General features: G+C 59.6%; 13 protein-coding genes. 11 read left to right on the forward strand and 2 right to left on the reverse strand.

The genetic code is table 11. From position 1 onward, the window contains the following. Nucleotides 1–33: 33 nt before the first annotated feature. Together ACK509_RS04865 and metG are read left to right on the forward strand one after the other, a co-directional pair. Nucleotides 34–711, forward strand: a complete 678-nt coding sequence (locus ACK509_RS04865) for a LiaF transmembrane domain-containing protein (protein ID WP_410765366.1) — start codon at nt 34–36, stop codon at nt 709–711. 262 nt (nt 712–973) lie between these two features. Next, nucleotides 974–3,061 carry a methionine--tRNA ligase gene (gene metG / locus ACK509_RS04870; protein ID WP_410765367.1) on the forward strand — a complete coding sequence of 696 codons (2,088 nt, stop codon included), beginning with the start codon at nt 974–976 and terminating at the stop codon, nt 3,059–3,061. A 45-nt stretch (nt 3,062–3,106) separates the two neighbouring features. On the opposite strand, the gene ACK509_RS04875 is transcribed toward metG, so the two are convergent. Beyond that, entirely contained in the window at nt 3,107–3,406 is a 300-nt protein-coding gene (locus tag ACK509_RS04875) for a hypothetical protein (RefSeq protein WP_410765368.1), read from the reverse strand. A 50-nt stretch (nt 3,407–3,456) separates the two neighbouring features. Next, a complete protein-coding gene (locus ACK509_RS04880) occupies nt 3,457–4,269 on the reverse strand; it encodes a cytochrome bc complex cytochrome b subunit (RefSeq protein WP_410765369.1) in 813 nt (270 codons plus the stop codon). 186 nt (nt 4,270–4,455) lie between these two features. Between ACK509_RS04880 and pyk the strand changes: the two genes are divergently transcribed. The 9 genes from pyk to ACK509_RS04925 all read left to right on the forward strand — a co-directional run bounded on the left by pyk (nt 4,456) and on the right by ACK509_RS04925 (nt 14,194). Beyond that, nucleotides 4,456–6,216, forward strand: coding sequence for a pyruvate kinase (gene pyk, locus ACK509_RS04885; RefSeq protein WP_410765370.1), 1,761 nt, complete (start codon nt 4,456–4,458; stop codon nt 6,214–6,216). 44 nt (nt 6,217–6,260) lie between these two features. Beyond that, nucleotides 6,261–6,470, forward strand: coding sequence for a hypothetical protein (locus tag ACK509_RS04890; RefSeq protein WP_410765371.1), 210 nt, complete (start codon nt 6,261–6,263; stop codon nt 6,468–6,470). Nucleotides 6,471–6,677: 207 nt separating this feature from the next. Then, a complete protein-coding gene (locus ACK509_RS04895) occupies nt 6,678–8,420 on the forward strand; it encodes a BGTF surface domain-containing protein (protein WP_410765372.1) in 1,743 nt (580 codons plus the stop codon). A gap of 112 nt (nt 8,421–8,532) precedes the next feature. After that, nucleotides 8,533–9,630: a restriction endonuclease gene (locus ACK509_RS04900; protein ID WP_410765373.1), complete on the forward strand. Its 1,098-nt coding sequence runs from the start codon at nt 8,533–8,535 to the stop codon at nt 9,628–9,630. Between the two features lie 76 nt (nt 9,631–9,706). Further along, a complete protein-coding gene (locus ACK509_RS04905) occupies nt 9,707–10,294 on the forward strand; it encodes an NfeD family protein (RefSeq protein ID WP_410765374.1) in 588 nt (195 codons plus the stop codon). 73 nt (nt 10,295–10,367) lie between these two features. Next, entirely contained in the window at nt 10,368–11,618 is a 1,251-nt protein-coding gene (locus ACK509_RS04910; RefSeq protein WP_410765375.1) for an SPFH domain-containing protein, read from the forward strand. A gap of 83 nt (nt 11,619–11,701) precedes the next feature. After that, nucleotides 11,702–12,313 (forward strand): winged helix-turn-helix transcriptional regulator, encoded by a 612-nt coding sequence (locus ACK509_RS04915; protein WP_410765376.1) that lies wholly within the window; start codon nt 11,702–11,704, stop codon nt 12,311–12,313. A gap of 327 nt (nt 12,314–12,640) precedes the next feature. Further along, a complete protein-coding gene (locus ACK509_RS04920) occupies nt 12,641–13,183 on the forward strand; it encodes a hypothetical protein (protein WP_410765377.1) in 543 nt (180 codons plus the stop codon). A 72-nt stretch (nt 13,184–13,255) separates the two neighbouring features. Beyond that, nucleotides 13,256–14,194: a hypothetical protein gene (locus ACK509_RS04925; protein ID WP_410765378.1), complete on the forward strand. Its 939-nt coding sequence runs from the start codon at nt 13,256–13,258 to the stop codon at nt 14,192–14,194. Nucleotides 14,195–14,266: the final 72 nt, after the last annotated feature.

Consider the following 14,266-nt stretch of genomic DNA (forward strand, 5'->3'; position numbering starts at 1 on the left):
GCTGATTATTTTCGCTGACAGCGTAGCTCTAGTATGGCCTACAGACGCATTTCCAACCAAGTCGTCCTCGGTGGCGCTATCGTCATCCTTGGACTCGCACTGCTCGCGAACACCACTGGTCTCTACGACACGAGCCAGTTACTCCGATACGTCCCGTCGCTGTTCATCGTCGCGGGCCTGTACGCGCTCGTCGCCAGCGGATTCAGAAACGTTGGCGGCCCGCTCATCCTCATCACCCTCGCGACCGCGTGGCAGGTCGTCGCGCTCGATATCGTGACGGCCTCGCAGATACTCTCGTACTGGCCGGTACTCATCGTCATCTTCGGTCTCTCGGTCGCACTGGGGCGACTTCGCTCGCGCGTCGAACCGATTACTGGCGACCGAGTGGACCTCATCGCCGTCTTCGGCGGCAGAGAGGCCCGAGTCACGACCGGGCGCTTCGACGGCGGCGACGCGACGGTCATCTTCGGCGGCATCGACTTAGACCTCCGCGACGTGACCGATGTCTCGATGCCCGCGCGACTGAACGTCACCTCGCTCTTCGGCGGCATCGAAATCTCCGTCCCGAGAGAGTGGAACGTCCAAATCGACGTCCTCCCGCTCTTCGCAGGGGCCGAAGACGAGCGACCGCGGACCGAACTGACCCACGAATCGGTGGACCTCGTCGTGACTGGGTTCTCGGCCTTCGGCGGCGTGACGGTTAAAGACTGAGGCACCTTGGAGGTGCTTTTTCGCCGTCTTCGAGGCGCGTCTTTTATTTCTATCCACTGTCTCTGTCCGTGTGTGACCGTGACGGGTTCGACTTCGATGCGTATGCGTACTCCCTTTTAGCCACGGGTGGACCCGTCTTCGGCCCCCGCGTCGGTAACACGGCGCGGGCCCGAACCCGGCGAACTCCGGGCTGTTTCCGTATTGCCTTGCAAACACCTGTACCGGCGGGCTTTTGGCCCGCTTGCGAGACACACCACATAGAATGAGTCACGAGGATTTCCCGACCGAAAACCCATCGGTGGTGACGTGTGGGTTGCCGTATGCGAACGGCGACCTCCACATCGGCCACCTGCGAACGTACGTCGGCGGCGACATCTACAGTCGCTCGCTGCGAACACTCGGCCAACAGACGGCCTTCGTCTGCGGGTCCGACATGCACGGCACCCCCGTCGCCGTCAACGCCGAGAAAGAAGGTGTCACCCCCGAGGAGTTCGCCCTGCGCCACCATGAGAAGTACAAAGAGACGTTCCCGAAGTTCGAAATCGAGTTCGACAACTACGGACAGACACACGACGAGACGAACACCGAACTGACACAGGAAATCGTCCGGACGCTCGAAGAAGAGGGCTACGTCTACGAGAAAGAGATTCCAGTCGCCTACGACCCCGACGCCGACCAGTGGCTTCCCGACCGCTTCGTCGAAGGCACCTGTCCGTACTGCGGCGCACACGCCCGCGGTGACGAGTGTGACGAAGGCTGTGGCCGTCACCTCGAACCCGGCGAAATCGAAGACCCGACTTCGACGCTCACCGGCAACCCGGCAGAGTACCGCGAGCGCCAGCACAAGTTCTTCGCCGTCTCTGACCTCCAAGACTACCTTCAGGAGTTTATCAACCGCCTCGAAGGAACCTCCAACGCGCAGAACCAACCGCGTGACTGGATCGAAGGCGAACTCCAAGACTGGTGTATTACCAGAGATATGGACTGGGGTATCGACTACCCCGGAGAGGAAGCAGACGAACTCGTCCTCTACGTCTGGGTAGACGCACCAATCGAGTACATCGCTTCGACCAAGCAGTACACCGAGAACGTCGGTGCCGACGTCTTCGACTGGGAAGAGGCGTGGAAAGAATCGGGCGACATCGTCCACATCATCGGTCGTGACATCATCCAGCACCACACCGTCTTTTGGCCAGCGATGCTCCACGCCGCAGGCTACGTCGAACCCCGCGCCGTCATGGCGTCCGGGTTCATCACGCTCAACGGCAAGGGCTTTTCCACCTCTCGTGACCGCGCCGTCTGGGCCGACGAATATCTCGACGAAGGCTTCCACCCCGACCTGCTTCGCTACTACCTCGCCACCAACGGCGGGTTCCAGCAGGACGTTGACTTCTCGTGGTCGAAGTTCCAAGAGCGCGTGAACAGCGAACTCGTCGGCACGGTGGGCAACTTCCTCTACCGCTCGCTTCTCTTCGCCTACCGCAACTTCGAGGGCACGCCCGATGCGCCGCTCTCGGACGAGGTGCGCGAGCGTATCGAAGAAGCCATCGACGAGTTCCAAGCCGGACTCAACGACTACTCCATCCGAAAATCGGGTAACGCCGCCGTCCGTCTCGCCCAGTTCGGTAACGAGTACATCCAGCGGAACGAACCGTGGAAACTCACCGACGAAGACCCAGAACAGGCGGCACAGGTCATCCGCGACTGCGTGCAGATTGCCAAGGCCGTGGCCGTCCTCTTCGCGCCGACCGCACCCGGCAAGATGCAGGAACTCTGGACGCAAATCGGCGAAGAAGGCGATGTTTCGGACGTTGGCACCGACGCCGCGCTCGAATCGCCCGCCGCGAACTTCGACGAACCAGAAGCGCTCTTCGAGAAAATCGAAGACGAGCGCGTCGAAGACCTCAACGAAAAGCTTGCAGAGCGCGTGGCTGAAGCAACTGACGACGACGACAGCGACGAAGACACAGAAGACGACGACTCAATGACCGAATCCGAATCCGTAGAAACTGAACTCGAACCGCTCGCAGACGACCGCATCAGCTTCGACGACTTCCTCGAACTCGACCTCCGCGTCGGGGAGATTCTCGACGCCGAAGGCATCGACGGCGCTGACAAACTCGCAAAGCTCACCGTCGATATCGGCGTCGAAGAGCGCCAAATCGTCGCTGGCATCAAGCAACTCCACGACCTCGACTCGCTTGCGGGCCAGAAGGTCATCATCGTCGCCAACCTCGAAAAGGCCGAACTGTTCGGCGTCGAGTCCAACGGCATGTTGCTTGCCGCGGGTGACGAAGCCGATATCCTGACGACCCACGGCGACGCCGTGCCGGGCACGAAGGTTCAGTAAACGCTCTCCGAGACGAACACTGATTTTTCAGCCACGCTCGGCCGATTAGACAGGAGTCTCCGCGTTTCGGTCGTTCCGGTACCATGCGATGCTCCGGAAGACGACGCCGAGTGCGAACGTGACCAAGCCAACAAAATGGAACGCCAGTCGGTCGCCGAAGTTCAGAAGGGCATTACTCAGCGAAACTAGGCCACCTGCCCCGAACAGGACGGTCGAAAAGAGCGCAAGTGAGTCCGCGCCGTCGCGTACCTCGTCGTAGATTGTCTTCCCGAACGTGAGAATCAGTACTGCGATGAGCAGGCCAACGCCGAGTGTCGTCGCAGTCGGCGAGAGGAGGGAAGCCATGGGCTACGATACAGAATCACCGAAGAAATACGTGTCGTCGGGAAATCAAGTCATGGTCGTTTCGGCGGACGAAGCCGGTAGTATCTCCTGTTGAGGTTGTACATGTATCCCTCACGCATCGTCTTGAGTACGGCATAAGAGATGAGCGCGCCGACGATTGGCAGGAGAAACGTCATATCGAACAGCAAGTTCGGGTCGAGTGGGACGAGGTTCTTGATGGCGAGGGTGCTGATAGTGAGCGCGAAGATGACCCCACCGACCCCAATGGCCGCCCAGAACGGCTCTTCGACTGGGCGTCGAGCAGAACCCTTGTTGAGGAAGGGGACGAGTGCGATGAAGCCGACGACGACACCGTTGGCGAGTACACCGAACGTCCGGTCGGCCATCAGTTTATCCCCGCTGAGGATGGCGAGTCCGGGGTTCAACGGCTCCATTTTGAGGAGTCCGAACGACCAGTAGAGATACCAGTCGGGCAGGATAATCGCGGGTGTCTCACTCGGATTCGCGGGCGGGCCGATGTGCGGCGGAAGCGTCGCCGAGAGGAACAGAATCATACCGACGAAGAACGACGCAATCGAGAGATTGCGGACTGTCTCGTGGGGCCACGTCGGGAACGCGAGGACGTCGCGCTCGATGTAGTCCGACGACTGGCGAACCGTCTGGTCTTCGTAGCGGGCACGCTCGAAGTACTCGTAGGTCAGTCGCGCGAGTCCCTGTCGCCGTGCTTTTCGCTCGTAGAACGTTGGCGTCTCGTCGTCCGGGGGAACCGGTCCTGTCGGGTAGCCACCGTCTGCTTCTGTACCGGCGTCCACGTCAGTCTCACCACCATCTGTTCGAAGTGGAAACTCACCGGGTGGGTGCATACGAGAACGTAGGTCCGAGTGAGTAAATAGTGTTTGTTAGATTACATATGACCTAATTTTGAACACTCACGGTACACAGGAGTTCTGGAAATACCAGTGAGGACTCTATAGAGTACCTATGCGAATGAGTTACTCACATCCGAATTCATCATCGGGCTTTTTTATTCGTCACTCGTAGGGCGGGCTATGAGAAACGCGAAAATCGTCTGTACCCTCGGTCCGGCATCTTTTGACCGAGAGACGATTCGTGGCCTCGCCGACGCCGGGATGAGCGTCGCGCGAATGAACGCAAGCCACGGAACCGTCGAACACCGCTCGGAGGTCATCGACAGCATCCGCGCTGTCGACGATGCGACCGACGAACCGCTCGCGGCCATGCTCGACCTGCAAGGCCCGGAAGTCCGAACCGCCCCCATCGACGAAGATATCGTCCTCGAAACGGGCTCCGAAGTCCGATTCTACGAAGGCGACGAGGCGACCCCTGAGGCAGTCGGTCTCTCCTATTCGATTTCGGCATGCGAACCCGACGACACGATTCTCCTCGATGACGGCCGAATCGAGGCAGTTGTCGAACGCGTCGACGATGGGTCGGTCTACGCGACCATCAAATCCGGCGGAGAACTCGGCGCTCGGAAAGGTGTGAACGTCCCCGGCGTCGACCTCGATATCGACCTCATCACCGACTCGGATCACGAGAACCTCAAACTCGCCGCGGAGAAGAAAGTCGATTTCGTCGCCGCCTCGTTCATTCGCGACGCCGACGACGTGTACACCATCAGCGACACACTCGAAGAGTTTGGTGCCGATATCCCGATCATCGCCAAAATCGAGCGTGCTGGCGCTGTCGACAACCTCGACCAGATTATCGAGGCCGCCTACGGCGTCATGGTCGCCCGCGGTGACCTCGGTGTCGAGTGCCCGCTCGAAGAAGTCCCGATTATTCAGAAGCGCACCATCCGCAAAGCGCAGGCCGCAGGCGTCCCCGTCATCACCGCCACGGAGATGCTCGATTCGATGGTTCACGCTCGCCGCCCAACTCGTGCGGAAGCCTCCGACGTTGCGAACGCCGTCCTCGACGGCACCGACGCCGTGATGCTCTCCGGCGAGACCGCAGTCGGCGACCACCCGGTCCGCGTCGTCCAGACGATGTCTCGAATCGTGAGCGAAGTCGAATCGAGTCCGGAGTACCTCGAAAGCCAAGAACAGCGCGTGCCGACGGCGGCCGACGACTCCCGCACCGAAGCACTCGCTCGCTCCGCTCGGTATCTCGCCCGCGACGTGAACGCCGCGGCAATCGTGGCCGTCACAGAATCCGGGTACACCGCCCACAAGACGGCGAAGTTCCGCCCCGGTGTCCCGGTCGTGGCGGTCACCCCGAGTGACCGGACCCGCCGCCAACTCGCTCTCTCGTGGGGCGTCTCCCCCGAATACTCCGATTACAGCACCAGCGTCGAAACCGTCATGGAAGATGCCGTGACCGCCGCCCTCGACGCCGGTGTCACCGAATCGGGAGACACCATCGTCGTCCTCTCCGGGATGATGACCGAGTTGGAGGGAACGAACACGACGAACATGCTCAAAGTCCACGTCGCGGCCGAAGACGTCGCCAACGGGCGCAAAGTAGTCGGCGGGCGCGTCGCCGGACCACTCTACCGCACCAGCGACGGTGACCTCTCTGACGTTCCAGAGGGTGCAATCCTCTCGCTGTCGGCCAACTTCGATGGCGAGTTCGACGGCGACGCCGCGAAACTCGCTGGCATCATCGACGCCCGCCCCGGCATGACCGGGTACCCGGCGCTCGTCGCGCGCGAACTCGATATCCCGATGATTTCCGGCGCGCCACTTCCCAGTACCGTCGCCAAAGGGTCGGTCGTCACGCTCCACGCCGAGCGCGGCATCGTCTACGAAGGCGACGTGATTAGTCACGAGACCGAAGACAGCAAATAGTCGGTCGGTAGCCCTTTTGACCCTCGGTCGCGTACTATTCTGTAATGGTCCGCCCTTCTAATTCCGACTCGGCGACAGAGGACGAGTGGCGATTCGGCATCGACGAAGTTGGTCCCGACGCAGAACCGGCCGAACCAGTCGAAGCGCCAATCGAACCCGGCTCTCCCACCCCCGAGAACATCGCGTTCGTCTTGGTCGGTGTGTTACTCACCGTTGGCCTGTTGTTCGTCACGATATTCCCGAACAGTATCTAAGTCCCGCTCTGGTTTCTACGGTCTTCTCAACCCCCCGTTATCTTGCCTCAGTACGGCTATCTAACGGTCTCTCAGTCCGGCTCTCGTTACACTGTACAACCGCTCGTGGGCGAGCGAAGATGCAATCCGAATTTCCATCTTGATAATTGGTCCTTTTGATTTATGTAACCCCGTCCGGAATCGCGCACACGGAAATTTGGATTGAATATGAGTTCTACACCCCGCGTCCCCACGCTGTTGGTCACTCTGACGGTGATTCTCGCCACCGTTTGGGTTCCAGCCCCGGCAGGTGCTGCCAACGCTCCATCGGCGTCATTCAGCCAGCAAGTCGTCACCGTCGAGCGCGGCGATGTCGTCGAAATCACGGTCTCACACTCGGAGTCCGGCACCCTCCACATCGGCGGCGACGACTACGGCTATCATCTGACGGTCGACCTCGTCGGGTCCGGTTCGACGACGGTGACCATGGACACCTACAACTCGACCGGGTCGCCTTCGACGTACGTCTCTGGCGGTGGCAACAAGACCCTCCACACCGGCCTGCTCCGAGAGCCAATCGAACCATCCACGTACCTCATGAACGTCACCATCGGCGGTGTCGAACGGGCGATTTCGCAACTCAAAGTGACACCTCGCCAGACTTCGGCCGCAACGACCTACGTCGCCCCCGAGAATATGGCCGACGAAGACGAGGTGACGCTCGAAGACGTCCGAAGCATCCCAACGAAGCGAACGACCGTCGCCCGCGGCGACCTTGCGGTCATCCGCCTCGACGAACACGGTCTCGAATCGGCATTGAGCGCCGAGAACGTCACCGGCGATGCCGCCTCGAACGGCATCGAAGTCTCGATGACGCAACTCGAAGAGAAGATGAACGAGGACGAACAGACGTTCCTCGCCACTTCCGAGAACGGAACGTGGGTCGTCCCTGACTTCGAAAACGACGTGGTGTACGTCGTCTGGGATACCAGCGAACTCCCGTTCGAAGGCGAGAGCGAGGCGTACGAAGCGAAAGTGCGACTCCGCGGCGACGAAAACGACCTCGTGGACGACGACACCGTTATCGCACGCTCGAAAGTCACGGTCGTTCAGCCAACCGTCGATATCGACGTGGACAACGAGACGATTTACCCGTGGGAGCCACTGACGACGAACGTCACGGGCGAGACGACGCTGGCACCGGGGACGCAACTCGAAATCCGCGCTCGCGCACCCGGCCAGCCATTCTTGAAACTCATCCCGGTCACGGTCACCGAAAACGGGACCTTCGCCAAGTCAGTCGAGTTCGACGAAGAGGACCGCGGCCTCGTCTTCCCGCTGTGGGTTCGGCAGTACCGCGATTCGACCGAACACACCATGCGACTCTACGACTCCACTGCGAATTTGAAATTCGTCGACCAAGAGACGAACGGGTCATACGCGACGCTCGACCAAGTGAACGTCTCGGTGGGAGGATTCGTCCGCATCGAAACGGCCGACGAAGAACTGCTCGGAACGAGCGACTACCTCGAACCCGGCAGTCACGAGAACGTCGTCGTCACGTTTGACCGGCGACTCCTGACCAGTAACGAAGCCCTCGCCGTCGTTTACATGGACAAAGAGCGCGACCAGAACTTCTCGATGGCCGACGACCCGCCGTACCGAACCAACGGCACGATTGACCTGGATTCGACCAACGGCAGTATCGTTGCGGACGACGCGTTGCTCGAACTCTCACCGGATGCGACGACGCCGACGCCAACACCGACGCCGACGGCGACACCGGCGAACGAAACGAACACGACCGAGACGACGATGCCCACGACGGCGACCGAGACACCGTACCCGGTACAGTCTCGAACGCCACTCGACCCGGCGAAAGAAGGGACGAACGCGGGAATTCCGTTCTCGCCCGCGCTCGTGGTTATCGCACTGCTCAGTCTCGGCTTCATCGCACGGCGGAAACCATGAGTGGAGTCGAACGCAGCGGTAGGTTTAATCGCCATCCGGAACGTCGAACTGACAACACTTCGCACAACATGACGGAACCCAACGGGCGCGATAGGCACGCAAGAGGGGCTCGATGACGAGACTGGTCGAACTTAGTTCGTCGAACTTCGTCAGATTCCTCTCGGACCTATGGACACAACGGAACTGGCAGACGAACGTCCAGCCACGAGGAGAAGGTCGGTATCTCGTTCAGGGTCGCCGCGCCGATGGCACCAAGGGAATGCTCTTGGCGCTCTCTGACGGCGAGCAGACCATCGAAAAAGACCACGTCCGAGGCTTCGTCGCGCACGCGAAGAAGCGTTCGATAGATGTCATCGTCGTCGCCACACAAGGTGAGTTCAGCGACGAGGTTCGCGGGTTTGCGACGAATCACGACGTGAAACTCCTCGACCTCGACAGCCTCGGCGAGACGGTCGAAGAAGAGGGACTCGAAGAACTCGTCAGAGAGTACACCGACGGCGATGTCTACGAAAAAGCAGAGGTCGAATTCGGCCTACCGTTCGACATTCCGGAGCCAATCGCAAGCGCGCTGGCATCGCTCCCTCTCGATTCGATTCGTCAGCGACTCGATGGCGTTTCGATTCCGAAGAAAGTACCCACCGTAGAGGAACTCAAATCCGGGTCGCCACCGAGCGTGCGCGTCGTGGTCGTCGCAGTTCTCTTGCTCGTTCTCGCACTCGGGTCTGTCGCGGCACTCGGACCGATGGTCGATGGTCTCGGTGGACCTGCTGGCCAATCTGGTGTTGCGGTCTCTGCACTCTCAGTTGCGCCGCAAGACCAAGCAGACGTGGTTGCGATGTGGAACACGCGAACGACACAATCGCTCGCTGTCGGGAACTCCACGTACGCCGCGCCTGACGGCCAACAGTTCGTCGTCGTCGCGCTCGAAGTGACACCGACAGGCTCGTCGCCAGTGTCGATTTCGCAATCCGCGCTCGCACTCGAATCCGACGGGGTTCGCTACGGGTACCAACCGCTGGCCGCATCGGGGGACTTGTTCCACGGCGGATTGTTCGCACCAAACGAGTCGAAAGTCGTCTGGACCGTGTACTCGGTCCCCGAGAACGTCAGCACCGGCACGATAGTCGTCGCCGAACCGATAGACGACGAAGTTGTGTTCGTCTACAACGAGTCCGTTTCGACCGAGCCAACCACCGTGACGAGTTCCTGAATTCGACCCATATTCTCACAGCCGACGCCCGCCGTTCACCTCAACTCTTAATCACCAGACGTTCCTAGACTGAGCTATGGTGCCGCTTCCGCTGCAACTCGACCTCTTCGGGCCCGAGACACTGCCGCTTCTCTTGGTGCTCGCCGGGCTTGGTCTCTCTATCGCCGAGGCGATAGCCCCTGGTGCGCACTTCGTCGTCCTCGGTGTCGCCCTTCTCGCCGCAGGACTCGTCGGACTACTCATCGGGCCGTTCGCAACGCCGTTCGTTCTCGGGGTCTTGGTCTTCCTCTTCGGGACACTCGCACTCTACGGCTATCGAGAACTCGATTTCTACGGTGGCAAAGGCGAAGGCCAAACGAGCGATTCAGCCGCACTGAAAGGAAAAACCGGTCACGTCACCAAACGTGTCACGCCGACGAGCGGGCAAGTCAAACTCAACGAAGGCGGGTTCAACCCTTACTACGCTGCTCGCTCGGTACACGGTGAACTCCCTGAAGGGACCGAAGTCGTCGTCGTCGACCCCGGCGGTGGCAACGTCATCACCGTCGAAGGGTTCAGTCCGGGTGAAGACGAAATCGACCGCGAACTTGCACGCGAGCGCGCACGAAACAACGTTGATGACGACGAAGCCGAGCGGGAGCGAGAAGACGCAGAACGCGCCTGAAACACCCCAAATCGCCTGACGTGGTTTCATTCTTACACGAATACTTATCACACGGCCAACCTAAGTTGAGGACATGGACCTGATCGCCCTCCAAGCAGGACTTGGCATTGGTGGTGTCGTCGCGGGGATTCTCGTCCTCGGGCTCGCCATCGTGACAGTCTATCAGATGGTCGAAATCGTCGATGCGTACGAGAAGAAGGCCCTCACGGTCTTCGGTGAGTACCGACGATTACTCGAACCGGGTATCAACTTCATCCCCCCGTTCGTCTCTCGGACGTACGCCTTCGACATGCGTACCCAGACGCTCGACGTGCCACGGCAAGAGGCAATCACCCGCGACAACTCGCCGGTGACCGCCGACGCCGTCGTCTACATCAAAGTCATGGACGCGAAGAAGGCGTTCCTCGAAGTCGATGACTACAAGCGCGCCGTCTCGAACCTCGCCCAGACGACGCTCCGTGCAGTTCTCGGCGACATGGAACTCGACGACACGCTGAACAAGCGCCAAGAAATCAACGCGCGCATCCGCATGGAACTCGACGAACCGACCGACGAGTGGGGTGTCCGCGTCGAATCCGTCGAAGTCCGCGAAGTCAACCCCAGTGCCGACGTCCAGCAGGCGATGGAGCAGCAGACCTCCGCCGAACGTCGCCGCCGTGCGATGATTCTCGAAGCACAGGGTGAACGCCGCTCCGCCGTCGAGAAGGCAGAGGGTGAAAAGCAGTCGAACATCATCCGCGCACAGGGTGAAAAGCAATCCCAGATTCTCGAAGCACAGGGTGATGCAATCTCGACCGTCCTTCGTGCGAAATCCGCCGAATCGATGGGCGAGCGCGCCATCATCGACAAAGGCATGGAGACGCTCGAACGCATCGGACAGGGCGAGTCCACGACGTTCGTCCTCCCGCAAGAACTCACCTCGCTCCTCGGGCGCTACGGCAAGCAACTCACCGGCTCTGACGTGCAGGACATGGAGGGGCTCTCCAGTATGTCCTTCGACGAGGAGACCCGCGAACTAATCGGCCTCGACGACATCGAAGAAATCCTCGGCCAAATCGACGAAGCCGCCGAGATGAACGTCGAACAGCTCGAACAGGAGGCTCAAGCCATCAAATCGGGCGCGGAAGTTGAGGGCATCAAATCCGCGAGCGACGTGATTGCAGAGGCCAACGACGACGATACGATGAAATCAGCCGACGAAGTCGTCGAGGAGGAGTCTGCTGCTGACGCGTCCGAATCGGAAACCGAGACTGCGACCAAAAACGGCGAGCAACCGGCCGACGACGACGACGAGCAGATGGAATTCGAGAAAGACCTCGAATAAGTCTCATTTCCTGACCGTCAGGGACATCCGGTGGTTGACATGACGAAGCGTTTTTCTTCTACGACCCTTGTTGTACTGTGTAGATGTCGAATCGCCGGATAGACGAAGACAAACGGGCGACACTTCGCCGGTTTGCCGCACTCGGTGCCGCAACGCCACTCGCTGGCCTTGCCCGCGCCGAGGATACCGGGTCGAGTGACGCGCGAGATGCCATCGTCGGCTATCTCGTCGCCACCCCCGGCGCACACTTCTCGAAAGTACGCGACGATTTGCAACTGGGCACTGGAGAGACACAACACCACCTTCGGACGCTGGTCGAAGACGGCACCCTCGAAGTCCGCCGCGACGGCGACTACAAACGCTTCTTCCCGAGCGGACGCTTCTCGGAGTTCGAACAGGTGGCACTCGGCTACCTCCGCCGTGAGACGCCCCGGGGGATGCTCATCCACCTCCTGCGCGACCCCGAGATGACGGGGAGCAAACTCGCCGAAGAATTGGATGTGTCGCGCGCGACGGTGAGTACGTACGCGAAGAAACTCGATGCGGTCGGCCTCCTCTCACGGGCTGACGGCTACTCGGTCACCCAACCGGAGACGATTATCACGCTGTTAATCCGCTATGCGGACTCGTTCGGGGCTGATGCGGTGTCGTTCGCGGGCGACGCCGCTGGGTTGATTCGGTTCGACCCGAACTGAGCGCGTCGGATTTCTTGGAGATTAATCGCGTAGCGGTCGTTCGTTCTGATTGCTAGAAACCACCAGTACAGTTACATCTTGGCGTCGAGAACGAGTTAGTACTCGAATGATTGTCTTCGAACGAATCTGGCATCGGTGCAGGTAGCGTCGATGTCTATTGAGAATGAAATCCGTTGTTTCGCCAAGTCAACAGATGCAACCACGATGCTATCGTCAGTTGTTCAGTCATTCCAGTCCGAAGGGTGGACATACGACGAAATCACCTACAATGGATACACGATAAACTCGGTACCCGACTGGGCGTTTACTAAATCGGGACGTCATCCAGTGGCAGGAAGCCTCGAAGAGGGAGTGAAAATCGTCGCGGAGCGCGGGTCAGGTGCGTTGACGCTGTCACAGGAAATTGTAGGCAGAGTGGTGGACATGATAATCCACTTTTCAGTATCAGACCTACTGAATGACCACCGTGAACCTACTACTGAGTCGGTTTTTCGGATAACGCTCAACGTAAGTTGCCCAAGATTTGTGAGAAACTCCGAAGAAGCGCTACTGAAATTCCTCGAAACAACCGTCAGGCTCATTCGAGATATCGACCCACTCGTCGTGTTTGCAGGAATAGAGTACGAAATTCCGAACGTGACTGAAACCGAACTCGAAACGGCACCGATACGAATATCGCCGTGTACGTACTTCGGTCCGACTGCGTGTGACTATCTGGGCCGAGACAAACTCCTGTCCGCACCGGCGAAGCTAGTCAAGACGATTGGTGACGGGATACTGCTGGTGGCGTGTCCGCGTTACTTTGGTGGCTGTATTTTGACAGAGTGCGACCCGATAGCGGAACATCTCGACCTCGAATCTGCGAGGTAATCGCCAGACGCACGTCACGGCAAATTCGCTGTCAGAGTCACACTTATTGTGATAATTATTCTAGAACTCGCAATGAGATTGCGAGCGGAGTACGACGACCCACTCGAAGCGCTCGTGGCTGGATTCGGACTGTTTGGTTACGACGACGAGACGATACGCGCGTCGGATGAGAATACGACAGTAGATGGAGCAGCATACGAAACAGACGAAGCGTACGTTCGAGCGCATCTCGACGAGGTGTGGGGCCATCCCGGAAAAGAGTACCCCGCTGAGGAGTTGTGGGAGAAGGTTCCCCAGTTGGCCTACGATTTGTTTCCCACCGCGTTCACCCTCGACTGGAAGTGGCACACGTTCAGAGTCGCTACGCTCGCCGAGCGCGGGCTGGAACACTACGGATACGCGACGGACGTCGAATTCGTAACCGAAGAAAATGCGACGAGCAAGTACCCCTCGCTCAGTACGGCACACCCAGAAGCGTTCTACGTCCTGCTGAAAGACGCGACAACCGGAGACGAACTCGACCGAGTTGCGTTCCGTCCACCGCCGGCAATCACCGACCGCGATGCAGTGATGAATCACTACGCAACCGCGTTCGCGATGAACGAGAGGCTCCTGAAGAACCGTGATGTCGAAATCGTGGAACTCGTCGGCTACCCCGGCGACCACACGAAATTCGCCGTCGTGGAGACGGAGCGACTGGACGAACTGGAAGAGGAGTACGGCGACGGCTGTCCGCTCTTCGGGCAGGAACTCATGAATCGAGACTTGGCGCTCGACGCACTCGCGCTATACGACCCCGAGAACGCGAGTTCCCACGAAGACGAATTCGGCGTTCCAGAACCGGACGCGACGTTCAAACTGGAGGACGACGCCTCGTTACTGGAGCGACACCGACAGTGGAAAGCAGAGAAGGAACGCCTGCAACGGAAACGAGCGCGAGCACGACGAGACTCGCAAGAATCGGGCGCGTTCTCTCGCCTGTTCGACCGGTTGCGAGAGCTACTCGGTTAGGTGCGAGAGCTGGAGAAAAACACGTCAAACAGGGCGAACGCGAACCGAACCCGGTCCGCGTGGAGGGAGACA

The sequence above is a fragment of the Haloferax sp. DFSO60 genome (assembly GCF_046557615.1).
In the GTDB taxonomy this organism is placed as follows: domain Archaea; phylum Halobacteriota; class Halobacteria; order Halobacteriales; family Haloferacaceae; genus Haloferax.

Bases quoted from the DNA above. Each gene is read 5' to 3' on its own strand.
- ACK509_RS04865 (WP_410765366.1), top strand. From the start codon at position 34: ATGGCCTACAGACGCATTTCCAACCAAGTCGTCCTCGGTGGCGCTATC.
- metG (WP_410765367.1), top strand. From the start codon at position 974: ATGAGTCACGAGGATTTCCCGACCGAAAACCCATCGGTGGTGACGTGT.
- ACK509_RS04875 (WP_410765368.1), bottom strand. From the start codon at position 3,406: ATGGCTTCCCTCCTCTCGCCGACTGCGACGACACTCGGCGTTGGCCTG.
- ACK509_RS04880 (WP_410765369.1), bottom strand. From the start codon at position 4,269: ATGCACCCACCCGGTGAGTTTCCACTTCGAACAGATGGTGGTGAGACT.
- pyk (WP_410765370.1), top strand. From the start codon at position 4,456: ATGAGAAACGCGAAAATCGTCTGTACCCTCGGTCCGGCATCTTTTGAC.
- ACK509_RS04890 (WP_410765371.1), top strand. From the start codon at position 6,261: ATGGTCCGCCCTTCTAATTCCGACTCGGCGACAGAGGACGAGTGGCGA.
- ACK509_RS04895 (WP_410765372.1), top strand. From the start codon at position 6,678: ATGAGTTCTACACCCCGCGTCCCCACGCTGTTGGTCACTCTGACGGTG.
- ACK509_RS04900 (WP_410765373.1), top strand. From the start codon at position 8,533: ATGACGAGACTGGTCGAACTTAGTTCGTCGAACTTCGTCAGATTCCTC.
- ACK509_RS04905 (WP_410765374.1), top strand. From the start codon at position 9,707: ATGGTGCCGCTTCCGCTGCAACTCGACCTCTTCGGGCCCGAGACACTG.
- ACK509_RS04910 (WP_410765375.1), top strand. From the start codon at position 10,368: ATGGACCTGATCGCCCTCCAAGCAGGACTTGGCATTGGTGGTGTCGTC.
- ACK509_RS04915 (WP_410765376.1), top strand. From the start codon at position 11,702: ATGTCGAATCGCCGGATAGACGAAGACAAACGGGCGACACTTCGCCGG.
- ACK509_RS04925 (WP_410765378.1), top strand. From the start codon at position 13,256: ATGAGATTGCGAGCGGAGTACGACGACCCACTCGAAGCGCTCGTGGCT.